At 71.2% G+C, this 17,714-nt stretch carries 14 protein-coding genes; 9 read left to right on the top strand and 5 right to left on the bottom strand.

What is annotated here, in order from left to right:
* Positions 1 to 270: 270 nt before the first annotated feature.
* The gene (locus tag ACLQ29_RS31000) at positions 271 to 957 is read right to left on the bottom strand and encodes a hypothetical protein (protein WP_425774914.1); all 687 of its coding nucleotides are present in this window, start codon (positions 955 to 957) and stop codon (positions 271 to 273) included.
* Between the two features lie 69 nt (positions 958 to 1,026).
* Between ACLQ29_RS31000 and ACLQ29_RS30995 the strand changes: the two genes are divergently transcribed.
* From ACLQ29_RS30995 to ACLQ29_RS30985, 3 genes are read left to right on the top strand one after another with little or no spacing between them, the layout of a single operon-like run.
* The gene (locus ACLQ29_RS30995; RefSeq protein WP_425774913.1) at positions 1,027 to 3,645 is read left to right on the top strand and encodes a valine--tRNA ligase; all 2,619 of its coding nucleotides are present in this window, start codon (positions 1,027 to 1,029) and stop codon (positions 3,643 to 3,645) included.
* Complete coding sequence (locus tag ACLQ29_RS30990) at positions 3,642 to 4,976, top strand: bifunctional folylpolyglutamate synthase/dihydrofolate synthase (RefSeq protein WP_425774912.1); 1,335 nt, start codon at positions 3,642 to 3,644, stop codon at positions 4,974 to 4,976. The genes ACLQ29_RS30995 and ACLQ29_RS30990 overlap by 4 nt, the downstream gene beginning before the upstream one ends.
* Positions 4,973 to 5,425 carry a DUF4233 domain-containing protein gene (locus ACLQ29_RS30985; protein ID WP_425774911.1) on the top strand — a complete coding sequence of 151 codons (453 nt, stop codon included), beginning with the start codon at positions 4,973 to 4,975 and terminating at the stop codon, positions 5,423 to 5,425. Before ACLQ29_RS30990 ends, ACLQ29_RS30985 begins: the two co-directional genes overlap by 4 nt.
* A 66-nt stretch (positions 5,426 to 5,491) precedes the next feature.
* Here ACLQ29_RS30985 and ACLQ29_RS30980 read toward each other — a convergent pair whose 3' ends face one another.
* Positions 5,492 to 6,982 carry a VOC family protein gene (locus ACLQ29_RS30980; RefSeq protein ID WP_425774910.1) on the bottom strand — a complete coding sequence of 497 codons (1,491 nt, stop codon included), beginning with the start codon at positions 6,980 to 6,982 and terminating at the stop codon, positions 5,492 to 5,494.
* 141 nt (positions 6,983 to 7,123) lie between these two features.
* Here ACLQ29_RS30980 and ndk point away from each other — a divergent pair, with 141 nt between their 5' ends.
* The gene (gene ndk / locus ACLQ29_RS30975) at positions 7,124 to 7,549 is read left to right on the top strand and encodes a nucleoside-diphosphate kinase (RefSeq protein ID WP_393375664.1); all 426 of its coding nucleotides are present in this window, start codon (positions 7,124 to 7,126) and stop codon (positions 7,547 to 7,549) included.
* A 77-nt stretch (positions 7,550 to 7,626) separates the two neighbouring features.
* Here the strand turns inward: ndk and sigJ are convergent, their stop codons facing one another.
* Both sigJ and ACLQ29_RS30965 read right to left on the bottom strand, forming a co-directional pair.
* Positions 7,627 to 8,502, bottom strand: coding sequence for an RNA polymerase sigma factor SigJ (gene sigJ / locus ACLQ29_RS30970; RefSeq protein WP_425774909.1), 876 nt, complete (start codon positions 8,500 to 8,502; stop codon positions 7,627 to 7,629).
* Positions 8,499 to 8,939 (bottom strand): carboxymuconolactone decarboxylase family protein, encoded by a 441-nt coding sequence (locus tag ACLQ29_RS30965; protein WP_425774908.1) that lies wholly within the window; start codon positions 8,937 to 8,939, stop codon positions 8,499 to 8,501. Before ACLQ29_RS30965 ends, sigJ begins: the two co-directional genes overlap by 4 nt.
* 518 nt (positions 8,940 to 9,457) lie before the next feature.
* Between ACLQ29_RS30965 and ileS the strand changes: the two genes are divergently transcribed.
* Complete coding sequence (gene ileS / locus ACLQ29_RS30960) at positions 9,458 to 12,604, top strand: isoleucine--tRNA ligase (RefSeq protein ID WP_425774907.1); 3,147 nt, start codon at positions 9,458 to 9,460, stop codon at positions 12,602 to 12,604.
* Between the two features lie 96 nt (positions 12,605 to 12,700).
* Positions 12,701 to 13,390 carry a lysophospholipid acyltransferase family protein gene (locus tag ACLQ29_RS30955; protein WP_425774906.1) on the top strand — a complete coding sequence of 230 codons (690 nt, stop codon included), beginning with the start codon at positions 12,701 to 12,703 and terminating at the stop codon, positions 13,388 to 13,390.
* Between the two features lie 76 nt (positions 13,391 to 13,466).
* On the opposite strand, the gene ACLQ29_RS30950 is transcribed toward ACLQ29_RS30955, so the two are convergent.
* Complete coding sequence (locus ACLQ29_RS30950) at positions 13,467 to 14,150, bottom strand: hypothetical protein (RefSeq protein WP_425774905.1); 684 nt, start codon at positions 14,148 to 14,150, stop codon at positions 13,467 to 13,469.
* A gap of 25 nt (positions 14,151 to 14,175) precedes the next feature.
* Here ACLQ29_RS30950 and ACLQ29_RS30945 point away from each other — a divergent pair, with 25 nt between their 5' ends.
* From ACLQ29_RS30945 to ACLQ29_RS30935, 3 genes are all read left to right on the top strand, one after another.
* Positions 14,176 to 14,550 carry a hypothetical protein gene (locus ACLQ29_RS30945; RefSeq protein ID WP_425774904.1) on the top strand — a complete coding sequence of 125 codons (375 nt, stop codon included), beginning with the start codon at positions 14,176 to 14,178 and terminating at the stop codon, positions 14,548 to 14,550.
* 416 nt (positions 14,551 to 14,966) lie between these two features.
* Positions 14,967 to 17,015 carry a TIGR03960 family B12-binding radical SAM protein gene (locus ACLQ29_RS30940; protein WP_393375647.1) on the top strand — a complete coding sequence of 683 codons (2,049 nt, stop codon included), beginning with the start codon at positions 14,967 to 14,969 and terminating at the stop codon, positions 17,013 to 17,015.
* A 256-nt stretch (positions 17,016 to 17,271) separates the two neighbouring features.
* Positions 17,272 to 17,712 carry a hypothetical protein gene (locus ACLQ29_RS30935; RefSeq protein ID WP_425774903.1) on the top strand — a complete coding sequence of 147 codons (441 nt, stop codon included), beginning with the start codon at positions 17,272 to 17,274 and terminating at the stop codon, positions 17,710 to 17,712.
* Positions 17,713 to 17,714 lie beyond the last annotated feature (2 nt).

Raw genomic sequence — 17,714 nt, 5'->3', positions numbered from 1 at the left:
AGGGTGTGGGAGAGTAGGACGCCGCCGGACAATCTTTCAGATAGGGCCACCCCCAACGGGGTGGCCCTATCTGCGTTTGCCCCACGTGTCGGTTGGTCAACTCGGGATCATTGAAACGGCGGTGTCCGCGGCCGCTTGACACCCCGACATCAGCAAAGCTGAGTCGATTACCGCAGCTTGGGCGCCGGCGGTCCCGGGCGAGGCCGGGGAGGGTCCCGGGGGACGGTACGGGCGGTCCCGGGCGAGGCACGGGCGGCCGGTGGGGTCGGGTCAGTCGCGGGTCTGCATGTCCTTGCGGAGGTCGTGGAGCAGGGTCCCGGCGTCGGTGACCGACCTGGCGGGGAACATCGCCATCACCACGCTGCCGTGGTCGGCCCACCCGCACACCGCGAAGTCACCACCCTCGCCGCTCGTGCTGCCGCACTTCAGCACGCCGCCCAGGTCACCAGCGGGCATCTCGCGGAGGCCGCTCACCGCGCCGGTCTCGTCCGACAGGAGGCGGAACAGGCTCTCCAGGTCCCGCTCGGGCTGCCAGAGCAGCGTCGTGCCGCCGAAGATGAGCACGGAGCGCTTCTCGTCGGCCGGGTCGCGATAGACGGTGCCGAAGCTGCGGTCCAGTTCGATGTCCGCCGCCAGACCGCTGCGCAGGTAGTCGGCCGTGCTCTTCGCTCGATCGCTGTCGTCCCGGGTCAGGCCGGCCACCTGTGGGGGCGAGGCGATCTCGGTTTCCTTCTGCTGCGCCACCCGCCACCCGGCGACGCCCAGCACGCCGGCGCCCGCCAGGCCGACCACCAGCGCGATCGTCCAACCGATCTTGCGTCGTCTCGACCAGCCGCCCACGCGCTCGTCGGGGTCGCCCCCGGAGTCCCGGGTGCTCAGCTGGATCGGCTCTTCGGTCAGCTCGACCGGCTCGCGGCCGCCGTCGCGCGACCGCTCGGTGAGATGTGCGTCGGACATAGCCGACACCGTACGCGAACCACAGGTGGCGCACGTCAGGTCCGCGGAAGCCCTCCGTAGACTTGTCAGGTGACCGAGAGACTGGATGCCCGACGCCCCGACGCCCCGACCCTTGCCGGCCAGTACCAGCCCGGCGAGGTAGAGCAGCGACGGTATGAGCAGTGGGTAGCCGCTGGGCACTTCCGGGCCTCCGCCGACAGCGACAAGCCCCCGTTCGCCATCGTCATCCCGCCGCCGAACGTCACCGGCTCGCTGCACATGGGCCACGCGTTCGAGCACACGCTGATGGACGCGTTGACCCGGCGTAAGCGGATGCAGGGCTTCGAGGCGCTGTGGCTGCCGGGCATGGACCACGCCGGCATCGCCACCCAGAACCTGGTGGAGCGTCAGCTCGCCGCCGAGGGCCTGTCCCGACACGACCTCGGCCGGGAGAAGTTCGTCGAGCGGGTCTGGCAGTGGAAGGCCGAGTCCGGCGGCGCGATCCTGGGGCAGATGCGACGCCTCGGCGACTCCGTCGACTGGGACCGTGAGCGTTTCACCATGGACGAGGGGTTGACCCGCGCCGTCCAGACGATCTTCAAGAAGCTCTTCGACGAGGGCCTCATCTACCGGGCCAACCGGATCATCAACTGGTGCCCGCGTTGCCTCACCGCGCTCTCCGACATCGAGGTCGAGCACACCGACGACGACGGTGAGCTGATCTCCATCCGCTACAGCGACGAGGTCGTGGTGGCCACCACCCGGGCCGAGACGATGCTCGGCGACACCGCCGTGGCGGTGCACCCGGACGACGAGCGCTACCAGCACCTGATCGGCACCGAGGTCGAGCTGCCGCTGACCGGCCGCCGCATCCCGATCGTCGCCGACGCGCACGTCGACCCGTCGTTCGGCACCGGCATGGTCAAGGTGACCCCGGCGCACGACCCGAACGACTTCGAGATCGGCCAGCGGCACGATCTGCCCGCGATCACCGTCATGGACGAGCGCGGCGTGATCACCGTGCCCGGCCCGTTCGAAGGGCTGGACCGGTTCGAGGCGCGGCCCGCCATCGTGGCCGCGCTGCGCGAGCAGGGTCGGATCGTCGCGGAGAAGCGGCCGTACGTGCACGCGGTCGGGCACTGCTCGCGGTGCAAGACGACAGTCGAGCCGCGGCTGTCGTTGCAGTGGTTCGTCAACACCGGGCCGCTGGCCCAGGCCGCCGGCGACGCGGTGCGCGACGGTCGGGTCCGCATCGAGCCGGCCGAGCTGGCCAAGCGCTACTTCGCCTGGGTCGACAACATGCACGACTGGTGCATCTCCCGCCAGCTGTGGTGGGGGCACCGGATCCCGGTCTGGTACGGCCCGCAGGGCGAGATCGTCTGCGTCGGTCCGGACGAGCAGCCGCCGACCGGCGACGGCTGGCGGCAGGACGAGGACGTGCTCGACACCTGGTTCTCCAGCGCGCTCTGGCCGTTCTCTACGCTCGGCTGGCCGGAGCAGACCCCGGACCTGGCCAAGTTCTATCCGACAAGCGTCCTGGTCACCGGCTACGACATCCTGTTCTTCTGGGTCGCCCGGATGATGATGTTCGGCCTGTACGCGATGGACGGCAAGCAGCCGTTCGACGTGGTCGCCCTGCACGGGATGGTCCGCGACGAGCACGGCAAGAAGATGTCCAAGTCGTTCGGCAACGTCGTCGACCCGCTGGACTGGATCGACCGGTTCGGTGCCGACGCCACCCGCTTCACCCTGGCCCGGGGCGCGAACCCCGGGCAGGACGTGCCGGTCAGCGAGGAGTGGTGCCAGGGCTCCCGCAACTTCTGCAACAAGCTCTGGAACGCCACCCGGTTCGCCCTGATGAACGGCGCGCACACCACGGGTGACCTACCGCCCGCCGAGCGGCTCTCCACCGTCGACAGGTGGATCCTGTCCCGGCTGGCGCACGTCACCGCCGAGGTCGACGAGCAGTTCGAGGCGTACGAGTTCGCCAAGGTGTGTGACCTGCTCTACCACTTCGCCTGGGACGACGTCTGCGACTGGTACGTGGAGCTCAGCAAGCCGGTGCTCGCCGAGGGCGGTGAGCGGGCCGAGATCAGCCGCCGGGTGCTCGGGCACGTGCTGGACCAGTTGCTACGGCTGCTGCACCCGGTCATCCCGTTCGTCACCGAGGAGCTGTGGGTCGCGCTGACCGGCGGCGAGACGGTGCAGACCGCCGCCTGGCCGGTTGCCGACCGGTCGCTTGTCGACGACGCCGCCGAGGCCGAGCTGGCCAGTGTGCAGCGCGTGGTCACCGAGATCCGACGGTTCCGCTCCGATCAGGGGCTGCGCCCGACCCAGCGGGTGGCCGCCCGGTTGGACGGGCTGACCGGGGCGGGCATCGACGCCCACGAGCCGCTGATCCGTTCCCTGGTCCGGCTCGACCCGGCCGGCGACGATTTCCAGGCCAGCGCCACGCTGGCCATGCCCGGCGCCGTCGGTGTCGCGTTGGACACCCGGGGGTCGATCGACGTGGCCGCCGAGCGGGCCCGGCTGACCAAGGACCGCGCGGCGGCCGAGAAGGAGGTCGCGCAGGCTCGGGCGAAGCTCGACAACCCGGCCTTCATCGGTAAGGCCCCCGAGCCGGTGGTCGCGAAGATCCGCGACCGGCTCGCCACCGCCGAGGCCGACCTGGTCCGGATCGACGCTGCTCTGGAGACACTTTCCTCGTGACCGACCGTACCGATTTCGCCGCCGTCGAGGCCGAGCTGAACGCCCGTGGTTTCACCCGCATGGTCTTCGAGCTGGACCGGATCGAGTCGCTGCTGGACCTGCTCGGCAGCCCACAGCGGGCGTACCCGGCGATCCACCTGACCGGCACCAACGGCAAGACCTCCACCGCGCGGATGATCGACTCGCTGCTGCGGGCGCACGGGCTGCACACCGGCCGGTACACCAGCCCGCACCTGGAGACCGTCCGGGAGCGGATCAGCCTGGACGGGGAACCGGTGAGCGAGGAGCGGTTCGCGGCGGTGTACCGGGAGATCAAGCCGCTTGCCGAGCTGGTGGACGCGCGGTCGGACGAGCCGCTGACGTACTTCGACATGACGACCGCATTGGCGTTCGCCACGTTCGCCGACGCGCCTGTCGACATCGCGGTGGTCGAGGTGGGCCTCGGCGGCGCCGAGGACGCCACGAACGTCATCCAGGCCGGGGTCTGTGTGATCACCCCGATCGGGCTGGACCACACCGAGTGGTTGGGTGACACGCTCCAGGACATCGCGCTGGCCAAGGCCGGCATCATCCACCCGGGCGCCACGGTGATCGCCGCCGCGCAGGAGGAGGAGGCAGCCCGTCCCCTCCTCGATCGCAGCGCCGAGGTCGGGGCCACCATCGCCCGGGAGGGCGCCGAGTTCGGCGTACTGGGTCGGGCGGTCGCGGTCGGCGGTCAGGTGCTCAGCCTGCAGGGCCTGGGCGGCGTCTACGACGACGTGTTCATTCCCCTGCACGGCGCCCACCAGGCGCAGAACGCCGCGGTGGCGCTTGCCGCGGTGGAAGCGTTCCTGGGTGCCGGGGCCCGACGCCAACTCGACGTCGAGACGGTCCGGGAGGGTTTCGCCTCGGCCAGTTCCCCGGGTCGACTGGAGCGGGTCCGCAACGCGCCGACGGTCCTGCTCGACGGCGCGCACAACCCGCACGGCATGAAGGCCACCGTCACCGCGCTCCAGGAGGAGTTCGCGTTCAGCAAGCTGGTGGCGGTTGTCGGCGTACTCGCCGACAAGGACGCGGAGGCCATGCTGGAGCTGCTGGAGCCGGTGGTCGACCAGGTGGTGGTCACCCGCAACAGCTCGCCACGGGCGATGCCGACCGAGGAACTCGCCGCGCTGGCCGCCGAGATCTTCGGCGACGAGCGGGTGGACTCGGCCGAGGAGATGCCGGACGCCATCGAGCTGGCGGTGGCGCTGGCCGAGGAGAACGTCCCCGGCGAACTCAGCGGGGTCGGGGTGCTGGTCACCGGGTCGGTGGTGACGGTCGCCGACGCTCGTCGGCTGCTGAAGCGATGACCGACCCGGAGCGGGACCTCCACGCCACCGGTGACCCGGCCGACCAGGGCGTCACCGGCTCGCCGGCTGATCAGAGCGCGCCGCCGGAGGAGCCCGTCGCCGGGCAGCCTCGACGCTCCGGGTTGCGCAACCCGGAGCGGGCGGTCCGCGGCCTGGGCGCCGGCACACTCAGCCTGGAGGCGCTGGTGCTGCTGCTGGCGATCCAGCCGATCCGCGTGGTCGGCGGTGATCTCGGTGGTGCCGCCATCGGTGCCGTGGTGGCACTGGCGGTGGTCGCCATCGTTCTCGCCGGCATGATGCGCCGCGCCTGGGCGTGGCACGCCGGCACGGTGCTCCAGGGCCTGCTGCTGTTGGGCGGCCTGCTGCACTGGTCGCTACTCGGCCTGGGCATCATCTTCGCCCTGGTCTGGGCGTACGCGCTGCACGTCCGGCGGGTCATCCTCGGCTGACGCCGGACCGGTCAGCGGCCCGGCGGCACGGCCCGGGTCAGGCCTCGGCGCGTTCGCGCCACTGGGTCAGGCCTCGGCGCGTTCGCGCCACTGGGTGAGGGCGATGCCGTGGCCGTCCGGGTCGCGGAACGCCGCCGCCCACACCTCCAGCTTCGAGCCCCGGTTGACCACCCGGGGCGCGTACGTGAATCGGACGCCCGAGCCGCGTAACCGTTCGTACGCCGCTTCGATGTCGTTGACCTCGAGGTTGACGTGCACCAGCCGGCGGCTGATGGGCGCGGCTCCGGTCACCTCGCGCAGGACGAGCCGGGTCGTGCCGGAGGCGAGTACGGCGTTGCCGGCGCCCTGGTCGACCTCGGTGAAACCAAGCACGTCGCGGTAGAAGTCGAGCGACCGGGACAGGTCGGTCACCAGCAGGGTGAGACCCACCCCGCTGATCGGCGCGGCCGGGTCCGCAGCCGCATCCCCGGCCAAGCCGAAGATCGCCTCGTCCAGTTCCGCGTCGGTGACGGTCTCCCGCGCCGCCCCGACCGGGGAGGGATCGTCCAGCGGAAGATCCAGGGGGTCCAGCGGGTCGGTCGCGCCCGGACCGGACCGCTGCGCGGGCGGCGGGTCGGCGAACCGGTCGTCGGCCGGGGGCGCGTCGAACCGGTCGGCAGCCGGCATCTCGGTGCGGTCGGCAGGCGGCGCGTCGAACCGGTCGGCAGGCGGCATCTCGGTCCGGTCGGCCTCGGGTAGGTCGGTCCGGTCGGCGGCGGGCTCGTCGAACTGCTCCTCGGCGGGCGGGCGCGGCGCAGGGGTGGCCCGCCGCGGCAGCCCGCTCTTGGCCTGCTGCTCGACGAGGACGCCCTCCAACACCACGGGGCCGCCCGGACTCTGGTGCATCACCACGTGCTCGCGCTCCTCGGACCTGCCGCCCGGGTCGTCGCGCACCGGGTCGGGGCGGACCGGATCGGGGCCGAGCGGGTCCTGGAACCGGTCGCCCAGTGGGTCGCCGAAGTCGTCCCGGAAGTCGTCGTCCGAGGGCCGGTCGGCCCACGGCGGGGCATCCTGCTGGATCAGCACGTCGTCCATGGCCTCGGCCTCGGCGAACTCCGGCGGGAGGTCGGCGACGGCGGCGGCGGTCTCGGCGTGGGTGGGCACCTCGTCCCAGAGGACCTTCACGTGCCGCTGGTCGTCCAACGCGACCCGGATCGGCAGGGTCTGGCCCAGCGACGGCCACTTGGAGACCGGCACCCTCGGCTCGATGATCTTCTTGGACCGGGGTGGCAGGCCGGGCGCGTCGAGCACCAGTTGCAGCTCGCAGCGGCCGAACGCGTACTGGGTGGGTGGTTCGGAGGCGCTGTGCACGTGCCCGACACCCACCACCCAGGTGCGCCCGCCACCGCGGACGGTCGCCAGCGCGATCGCCAGCACCAGCAGGGCGACCCCGAGAGCCACGATGGCCCAACTGGTCATGCCCAGCCCGAAGAGGACGACGAAGGTGGCCACGGTGCCCAGCACCGTGCCGACCAGCTTGCGTACCGGCGCGATGGGCCGGTTCCCGCCATTCGCCACAGTGGACCTCCCGGGGTCAGGGCCAGGCTAGGCCGGATCGGCCACCGGGCGAAAGACCGGCCGCCGCGCCGGCGCCGGGACCGGGTCGCTACGCTGACCGTACCGATCCCGAGCGTTCAGCGTGCACAGGAGGAACCCAGCGTGTCCAGCAACAGCCCGGATGAGCGCAGCCTCGTTCTGATCAAGCCCGACGCGGTCCGCCGTGGCCTGGTCGGCGAGCTCCTCTCCCGCTTCGAGCGCAAGGGGCTGCGGATCGACGCGATGGTGCACCGGACGATGGACGCCGCGCTCGCCGACGAGCACTACGCCGAGCACGTCGACAAGGCGTTCTACCCACCGCTGAAGGACTTCATGACCAGCGGTCCACTCGTCGCGCTCGTGCTCTCCGGAGACCAGGTCATCGACGTGGTCCGTGGGCTGGTCGGGGCCACCGACGGGCGTCGGGCCGCCGCCGGCACCATCCGGGGCGACCTGTCGCTGTCCAACCGGGAGAACCTGGTGCACGCCTCCGACTCGACGGACAGCGCCAAGCGCGAGATCGCGCTCTGGTTCCCCGAGCTGGGCTGACACTCCCCGAGCTGAGCTGAGCTGAGCTGGGCTGGGCTGACGCGACCCGTCCGGGGCTGGCCGCCGGCACCGGGGGTTCAGTCGGCCGGCGGCACTTTCGTCGGGTTACCGACCACGTAGATCCCGGTGATCCGTCCGTCGGCCGCGGCGATGGTGAGCGTGTACCGGCTGCCGTCCGCACGGGTGATCAACACCGCGGGTTCCCCGTTCAGCTCGATCGGCTGCACGGTCATGGGACGGCCCGGGCCGTAGATCCCGGCGTAGAACCTGGCGATCCGGTCCGCGCCGGTGACCGGGTTGCGGGCGGCCCGGACCCGGCCACCGCCGTCGTTCCAGGCCGTGGCGTCCGCCGCGACCAGGCCGGTGAGCCTCGCCAGGTCACCGTCGCGGGCGGCGGCGAGGAACGCGTCCAGCAACCGTTCCCGTTCGGCCCGACTGGCGGTGAAGCGCCGCTGTTCCTGATGGATCCGGGTGGTCGCCCGGTGGTGGAGTTGGCGACAGTCCTCCGGGGTCCGGTCCAGGATCTCGGCGATCTCGGCGTACGGGACGTCGAAGGCTGTGTGCAGGACGTACACCGCCCGTTCCGGCGGGGTGAGCCGCTCCAGGACGTGCAACAGGGCGGTGGAGAGCGAGTCGCGCAGCTCCGCGCGGTCCAACGGTCCGAATGGCGAGGGCGCGGTCGGCACCGGCTCGGGCAGCCAGGTGCCGACGTACGTCTCGCGGGCCGCCTGCCGGGCCCGCAGTCGGTCCAGGGCCAGCCGGGTGACCACCCGGGACAGGTACCGGCGCGGTTCCTCCACCGCCGACCGGTCCACGCCGTGCCAGCGCAGGTACGCCTCCTGGAGCACGTCCTCCGCGTCGTGCCGGCTGCCGAGCAGGCGGTACGCGAGCCCGAGCAGCATCGGCCGGTGCGCCTGGAGCGCACCGGCCGCGTCTGATGCCGCAGTGGTCATGCGAGGGCTGGAGGCTCCAACCGCATGGTCACCCCGATCCGGTTCCACACGTTGATTGTGGCAATCGCGAGGACGAGATCGGCCAGTTCCTTCTCCGACCAGACCTTCGCGGCGGCGTCCCACACCTCGTCCGGCACGCCGTGCTCGCCGAGCCGGGTGACGGCGTCGGTGAGATCCAGCGCGGCCCGCTCCCGTTCGTCGAAGAACGGCGACTCCCGCCAGGTGGCCACCGCGAACAGCCGTCGGCTCGACTCACCCTTGGCGAGCGCGTCCTGGCTGTGCATGTCGACGCAGTACGCGCACCCGTTGATCATCGACGCTCGCAGTTTCACCAGCTCAAGCACCGTCTGGTCGACGTTCGACTGGACGTACTTCTCCAGCCCCATGACCGCCTCGTACGCCTTCGGCGCCACCGCGCCGGGATTCATCCTCTGCATGGCTACCTCCCCTGATCGGTTGGACACCAACACGACGGACCAGCAGGGGCGAACCGTGACAGCCGAGCCTGTGACCCCGGTCATGCCCCGACCAACCCCCAACCCCGGCCCACCCCGCCCACCCTTCAGTCCGTTGATCATGAGGTTGTCGTCGCGACACGCCGGAGCGGACAGCGCTAACCTCATGATCAACGGGGCCGGGCCGGGGGGTTGGGCCGGGGCGGTTGGGTGGTGGGGTTGTTGGTCGGCGGTGTGGCGGTGGGCGGGTCTTGTATCGTTGGGCCTCGTACGGCGATGACCCGGCTATCACCGGTGAGCCTCCGGAAGAACGGCCGGGTGACCGGCCCAGTAGAACCGGACGGGTGCGGCCCGTCACAGCCGGTAAATGAGCGGGCGGTCGATCGTGACCGCCAAGCGGGGTGGTACCGCGGATCACCCGGGCGCGCCGTCGAGGCGTACCCGGAGGTTCGTCCTCGCAGACCCACGTTGAGTGAGCTGCATGAGGAGAGCGACCCCCGATGGCCTATCCGTTGCACGACCCGACCGCCGCCGGTGTCCCGGCGAGCCCGGACCTGCCCGCGGTCGAGCGCCGGGTGCTGGAGCACTGGACGGCCGACAAGACCTTCGAGGCCAGCGTCGAGGCCCGCCCGGCTGGCGACGACGGCAAGAACGAGTACGTCTTCTACGACGGCCCGCCGTTCGCCAACGGGCTGCCGCACTACGGTCACCTGTTCACCGGGTACGTCAAGGACGTGGTGCCGCGCTACCAGACCATGCGCGGGCGGCACGTCGAGCGGCGCTTCGGCTGGGACTGCCACGGCCTGCCCGCCGAGGTGGTTGCCGAGAAGCAGCTCGGCATCACCAGCAAGGCGGAGATCATCGACCTGGGCGTGGCCCGGTTCAACGAGGCCTGCCGCACCTCCGTGCTGGAGTTCACCCAGGACTGGGAGCGGTACATCAACCGGCAGGCCCGCTGGGTCGACTTCGCCAACGACTACAAGACCCTCGACCTGGACTACATGGAAAGCGTCATGTGGGCCTTCAAGACCCTGCACGACAAGGGTCTGATCTACGAGGGCTTCCGGGTGCTCGCGTACTGCTGGCGCTGTGAGACGCCGCTGTCGAACACCGAGACCCGGATGGACGACGTCTACCGCGACCGGCACGACCCGACGTTGTCGGTGTGGTTCGGGCTGACCGCCGACGAGTCCGCGCCGGAGCTGGTGCGGGGGCCGGTCAAGCTGGGCGTCTGGACCACCACGCCGTGGACCCTGCCGTCGAACCTCGCGCTCGCCGTCGGCCCGGACATCGAGTACGCGGTGCTCGAACGCGACGGCGAGCGCTACGTCGTGGGCGCCGCGCGGCTGGCCGCGTACGCCAAGGAGTTGGACGGATACGAGCTCCTCGGCACGGTGTACGGCCGGGACCTGGCCGGACGCCGCTACACCCCGCTGTTCGACTTCCTGGTCGAGCAGGCCGGCGACAACGCGTACCAGGTGCTCGGCGCGGAGTTCGTCACCACCGAGGACGGCACCGGGATCGTCCACCTGGCCCCGGCCTTCGGTGAGGACGACCAGAACGTCTGCAACGCCGCCGGCATCCCCACCATCGTCACGGTGGATGACCACACCCGGTTCACCGCGCTGGTCCCGCCGTACCAGGGTGAGCAGGTCTTCGACGTCAACAAGCCGGTGATCCGGGAGTTGAAGGAGCGGGGGGTGGTGCTCAAGCAGGACACCTACACCCACTCGTACCCGCACTGCTGGCGCTGTGACACCCCGCTCGTCTACAAGGCGGTGTCCTCGTGGTTCGTCGCGGTGACGCAGTTCCGGGACCGGATGGTCGAGCTGAACCAGGAGATCAACTGGACGCCCGGTCACATCAAGGACGGCTCGTTCGGCAAGTGGCTGGCCAACGCCCGGGACTGGTCGATCAGCCGGAACCGGTTCTGGGGCTCGCCGATCCCGGCGTGGAAGTCCGACGACCCGAACTACCCGCGCCTGGACGTCTACGGCTCGCTCGCGGACATCGAGCGGGACTTCGGCGTACGCCTCAGCGACCTGCACCGGCCGGCGGTGGACGACCTGGTCCGCCCCAACCCGGACGACCCGACCGGGCAGTCGATGATGCGCCGGGTGCCGGAGGTGCTGGACTGCTGGTTCGAGTCCGGGTCGATGCCGTTCGCCCAGGTGCACTACCCGTTCGAGAACGCGGACTGGTTCGAGCACCACTACCCGGGTGACTTCGTCGTCGAGTACATCGGGCAGACCCGCGGCTGGTTCTACACGATGCACGTGCTGGCCACCGCGCTGTTCGACCGCCCGGCGTTCCGCAACTGCCTGAGCCACGGCATCCTGCTCGGCTCGGACGGGCGCAAGATGTCCAAGAGCCTGCGCAACTATCCGGACGTCTACCACGTCTTCGACGCGTACGGCTCGGACGCGATGCGGTGGATGCTGATGTCCTCGCCGGTGTTGCGCGGCGGCGACATGGCGGTCACCGAGGCGGGCATCCGCGACGCCGTCCGCCAGGTGCTGCTGCCGCTGTGGAACGTCTGGTACTTCTTCACGCTCTACGCCAACGCCGACGGGCACTCCGCGCGCCGGCGCACCGACTCGACGCACCTGCTCGACAGGTACGTGCTGGCGAAGACGAACGAGTTGGTCGCCACGGTCGGCGCGCAGATGGACGCGTACGACATCTCCGGCGCGTGCGCCACCGTGCGGTCCTACCTGGACGCGCTGACCAACTGGTACGTGCGCCGCTCCCGGGACCGCTTCTGGTCCGGCGACGTCAACGCGTTCGACACCCTCTGGACGGTGCTGGAGACGCTCTGCCGGGTGGTGGCGCCGCTCGCGCCGTTGACCGCGGAGGAGATCTGGCGCGGCCTGACCGGTGAGCGGTCGGTGCACCTGACCGACTGGCCGGAGGCGACCGAGTTCCCGGCCGACCACGACCTGGTCGCCGCGATGGACGCCACCCGGGCGGTCGCCTCGGCGGCGCTGTCGCTGCGCAAGGCAAAGGGGCTGCGGGTGCGGCTGCCGCTGTCCAAGCTGACCGTGGCCTCGCCGGCGGCGGAGCAGTTGCGCCCGTTCGCCGACCTGGTCACCGACGAGGTGAACGTCAAGGCGGTCGAGTTCAGCACGGAGCTGTCCGCGTACTGCGAGCAGGTGTTGACAGTGGTGCCCCGGGCGCTCGGTCCGCGGGTCGGTAAGCAGGTCCAGCAGGTGATCAAGGCGGTCAAGGCGGGCGACTGGGAGCTTGTCGACGGCGCCCCGGTGGCGGCCGGTGTCACCCTCGCCGAGGGTGAGTACGAGCTGCGCCTGGTCGCCGCCGACGCCGAGAACTCCGCGCCACTGCCCGGCGGTGAGGGTGTGGTGGTGCTGGACACCGAGGTCACCCCGGAGTTGGCCGCCGAGGGGCTGGCCCGCGACGTGGTGCGGGTGGTGCAGCAGGCGCGCCGGGACGCCGACCTGGACGTGTCGGACCGGATCGTGGTGTCGGTGTCGGCCTCCGACGAGGTACGCGCGGCGGTGGCCGGTTACCTCGACTTCGTGTCCGGGGAGGTGCTGGCCGACTCGGTGGACTTCGCCGAGGGGGTCGACGGCTTCGCCGGCGAGGTCGGCGACGGTGACCGGGTGACGGTCTCCGTCCGCAGGTCGTAGATGCGGCTGCGGACGCCTCACCACCTCCGTCCGCGGGGTGTGGAGGCGTCCGCTACCGTGACACCGCCTGTTCGCACCTGATCAGCCGGAGGACCAGTGCCCCTGCTCTACACCATCGGCAAGCTCGCCGTGGGGCCCACGCTGCGGTTGGCGTTCCGCCCGACCGTCGAGGGGCTGGAAAACGTGCCGAAGAGCGGCGGGGCGATCTTCGCCGGCAACCACCTGTCGGTGGCCGACGAGCTGTTCCTCGGCACTGTCGTTCCCCGGCACCTGGCGTTCTGGGCGAAGTCGGAGTATTTCAAGGGCGCCGGTGTGAAGGGTGCGATCTCCAAGTTCGTGCTCACCGGCCTGGGCGCCATCCCGGTGGAGCGGGGCGGCGGCCGGGCCGCGCTGTCCGCGTTCGACGCGGCGATCCCGGTGCTCGAGAACGGTGACCTGGTGGTGGTCTACCCGGAGGGCACCCGCTCGCCGGACGGCCGGCTCTACCGGGGGCGGACCGGCACGGTTCGGTTGGCGACCTCGACGGGTGTCCCGATCATCCCGGTCGGCATGATCGGCACGGACAAGGCGCAGCCCATCGGCGCCCGGGTGCCCCGCCCCGGCGCTGCCGAGATCATCATTCGGTTCGGCAAGCCGATCGACCTGACCGGACGGCCGACGGACCGCACCTCGTTGCGGCAGATGACCGACGAGATGATGAGCGAGATCCAGAAACTCACCGGCCAGGAGTACGTCCCCCGTTACGCCCCGCCGCGCGTGCACCCGGACCCCACCCGCGAGGCCTGACCCCCTACCCGGTCGACCAAGAAGTCCACCGCCTTCGTGGGGCGGGAGCCTTCCTGATCGACGCCGGGTGGTCGGTTCAGGCCTTGGGCTGGATGATCTGGGCGCGCAGGGTGGCCAGCAGGGCGGCGCTGTCGCCGACGGAGAGCCGGGTGAACACCGCGGTGGCGATGCTGCCGTAGTCGACGGAGGTGCAGACCACCACGTCACCGCCATCGGACTGGCCGACCGCGCATCGCTCGTGCCGGCCCCGCACGCCGGTGTCCACGCTCTGCGGGGTCTCCAGGCTGTAACGATCGGTGAGCCGGCTGATCTCGGCCTCCGCGTCCGACTCCGGGCTGAACCGGAAACCCGTACCGCCGAAGACCGTCACCTGCTTGCCACCCGAGGTGGAGTAGACACCGGCGAAGGTGCCCTCGGCCAGCAGGTGCTCGCTCCGTACCTCGTTCTCCAACTGCCGGGCGGCCTCCGTGCTGCGGCTGTCCTGACGCAGCTTCAGATCGTCCACCTGGGCGGGCAGCGCGGCCTGCACCGGGTACTGGGCTGAGATCGGGAACCCGTAGTAGGCGGGGCAGCCGCAACAGCAGGCCAGGGTGAGCAGCAGCAGCCAGGGCCAGCGACGACGACGACGACGGGCCGGCGCGGAACCCGTGGGGGCCTGCCAGCCCGGCGGCGGCCCCGCCGGTGGCGCCACGGGCGGCGCGGCGGACCGCTTGCCCCGGCGCTGCTTCGGCGGCGCGGGCGGCGGCGCGGGCGGCGCCATCGGCCGGGTCGGCATCCTGGGCCCGGTGGCCTGCGGTGGCCTCGGGGCGGCCGCCGGTGACACCGGGTGCGACCCGACCGAGCGAGCGGGCGGGCTGCTGGGCCACTGCCGGGTCGCCGGCGGCGTCGGATGCGGCATCGTCGGAGGTAGTGAGGGAAACGGCGGCAGCTCGGCGGAGGGCAGGTCCCAGCCGCCGGTGTCCACGCCGGCCCACGGGTCGACAGGCGTCTGGTGCTCCGGCGACCCCATCGGCATTGGCGCCGGCGGGGTCGGCTCGGCCGACTCGCCCCACACCGGTCGGCGCGGCAGCGGGGGCGGCACCGGCGCCGAGCCGCTCCACCTGGGCGCGGGGGCCTCCGGGGTGGTGGCGGGCTCGGACCGGCCCGAGGCCGCCGGCTGATCCGGGGACTGGGGCTGCGTCGGAGGCTCCGGCCGGTCCGGCGGTGATGGCTGGTCCGGCGGTGATGGCTGGTCCGGCGGTGGTGGCTGGTCCGGCGGTGGTGGCTGGTCCGGCGGTGGTGGCGGTCCCGGCTGGTCCGGCGGTGCCGGTTGGTCCGGTGCTCCCGGTTGCTCCGCTGGTCCCGGTTGGTCCGGTGGTGCGGGTTGGTCTGACGGTGCCGGCTGGTCCGACGGTACGGGTGGGGAGGCCGGCTGATCGGCGGCCGCCGGATCCCGGTCCGGCTCCACGCCCGGGGTGCTCCCGTCGGCCGGCCGTGCTCCCGGCTGGGGCTCGGGCATCGCGGCAATCTCCTCTCGCGCCGGTCCGAGGTTAGTACCGCGTCGCCACCGCCAGGCGGGCGCGTACCCTTGGGCATCATGAGTGCCCCGTCCACGACGCCGCGCGCGGCCGCGACCACCTCTCGCGACGACTCCAGCTCGGCGTCTCCGACGCCGAGTCGTGACCTGGAGCCGTCCGTCTGGTCCCAGCTCGAGCCGCTGCTGCCCCAGGTTTCCAAGCCCATCCAGTACGTGGGGGGCGAGCTGGGCGCGGTGACCAAGGACTGGGCCGCGGCGGCCGTGCGCTGGGCGCTGATGTATCCCGACGCGTACGAGGTGGGCCTGCCCAACCAGGGCGTGCAGATCCTCTACGAGGTGCTCAACGAGCTGCCCGACACCCTCGCCGAGCGGACGTACGCGGTCTGGCCGGACCTGGAGACGCTGATGCGCACGCACGGCGTGCCGCAGTTCACCGTCGACGCGCACCGGGCGGTGCGCGACTTCGACGTGTTCGGCATCTCCTTCTCGACCGAGCTGGGCTACACGAACATGCTCACCGCGATCGACCTGGCCGGCATCCCGATGCTGGCTGCCGACCGCACCGACGCCGACCCGGTGATCGTGGCCGGCGGGCACGCCGCGTTCAACCCGGAGCCGATCGCCGACTTCATCGACGCCGCGGTGCTCGGCGACGGCGAGGAAGCGGTTCTGGAGATCACCGCGATCGTCCGGGAGTGGAAGGCCGAGGGTTCCCCGGGGGGCCGCGACGAGCTGCTGCTGCGGCTGGCGCGCACCGAGAGCGTCTACGTGCCACGCTTCTACGACGTCGACTACCTCCCCGACGGGCGGATCCAGCGGGTCGTGCCGAACCGGGCGGACGTGCCGTTCCGGGTGCACAAGCGCACGACGATGGACCTGGACGCCTGGCCGTACCCGAAGAAGCCCCTCGTCCCGCTGGCCGAGACGGTGCACGAGCGGTACGCGGTGGAGATCTTCCGGGGCTGCACCCGGGGCTGCCGGTTCTGCCAGGCTGGGATGATCACCCGGCCGGTGCGGGAGCGGTCGATCACCACTGTCGCTCAGATGGTCCGCGAGGGCCTGGAGTTCTCCGGCTTCAACGAGGTCGGCCTGCTGTCGCTCTCCTCGGCGGACCACTCCGAGATCGGTGACATGTGCTCGGGCCTCGCCGAGCAGTACGCGGGCACGAACGTCTCGCTGTCGCTGCCGTCGACCCGTGTCGACGCCTTCAACATCGACCTCGCGCAGGAGCTGTCCCGCAACGGGCGGCGTACCGGCCTGACCTTCGCCCCGGAGGGCGGGTCGGAGCGGATCCGCAAGGTCATCAACAAGATGGTGACGAAGGAAGACCTGATCCGTACGGTCGTCACCGCGTACACCAACGGCTGGCGGCAGGTGAAGCTCTACTTCATGTGCGGCCTGCCCACCGAGACCGACGAGGACGTTCTCGAGATCGCGGAGATGGCCCACGAGGTGATCCGGGCCGGCCGGGCCGCGACCGGCTCCAAGGACATCCGCTGCACGGTGTCCATCGGCGGGTTCGTACCGAAGCCGCACACCCCGTTCCAGTGGGCCGCGATGGACCGTCCGGAGGTCATCGACCACCGGCTCAAGATCCTCAAGCAGGCCATCAACTCCGACCGCTCGCTGGGGCGGGCCATCGGCTACCGCTACCACGACGGCGAGCCGTCGCTCATCGAAGGGCTGCTCTCCCGTGGTGACCGCCGGGTCGGCTCGGTGATCCGCAAGGTCTGGGAGAACGGCGGCCGGTTCGACGGGTGGAGCGAGCACTTCTCCTACCAGCGTTGGGTGGACGCGGCGGCCGAGACGCTGCCCGCGTTCGGGGTGGACCTCGACTGGTACACCACCCGGCAGCGCGAGGAGCTGGAGGTCCTGCCCTGGGACCACCTCGACTCGGGCCTGGACAAGGACTGGCTCTGGCAGGACTGGCAGGACTCGTTCAGCGAGTTCGAGCAGGACGACTGCCGGTGGACGCCCTGCTTCGACTGCGGCGTCTGCCCGTCGATGGACACCGAGATCCAGATCGGCCCGACGGGCAAGAAGCTGCTGCCACTCACCCCGCTGGGCGGCAACGGCATGAAGGTTCCGGCCGGCGAGCACCCGGCCTGATCGACCCGCCGTGGGCAGCGCCGGCGGCGGTGACCCACTACTCTCCACACTCGACACGTCACCCGACGGGCCCGCGTTCGCGCGGGCCCGTCGGCATTTGTCGGGCTGCACGGCGCGCCACGGCCGGGCCCGCCTCGCCATCGACGAAAGCCGGCGCGACGTGGCGGCGACCGGGGCTGCCCCGACATGGTCAGACTCGATACGCTGCGTCTGACATGGACCGACCCGGCGGGTCGGGAACGGGGGAGGAAGCTCAATGGGGACCATCCCGCCGCCGAACACCGGCGATCTACAGGTGAGCGTCGAGGATCTGGACGCCGCCGCGGCGTACGTCGATCGACTGAAGCAGTACGTCGACGACACCATCAGTTATGAGATGGAGCGCGTCAAGGAACGGATGAAGGGCGACAGCAACAGCGCCCAGACGGTCCCGGGCGGCACTCCCTTCGGCGCGTACGAGGACGCCCGCATGCAGTGGCAGGCGCTGACCAAGTCCACGAGCAACATGGAGCTGCACCTCCAGACGCTCTCCCAGAAACTCGCCGCGCTCAAGCAGGGCACCGAGGAGATCGCCAAGGCGTTCCGGGACTCCGAGGCGCGCAACGCCGCCAACGGCAAGGAGATCGAGCGGCTGCTCGAGTCGGCGGCTCCGCCGCCCCCTGCCGGCGGCACGCCCACCTACCCGTACACGGCCTGAGG

Origin of the sequence: Micromonospora sp. DT228, assembly GCF_049841595.1 — a bacterium.
Lineage (GTDB): Bacteria > Actinomycetota > Actinomycetes > Mycobacteriales > Micromonosporaceae > Micromonospora.
This window is presented reverse-complemented; position numbering and strand designations above follow the sequence as displayed.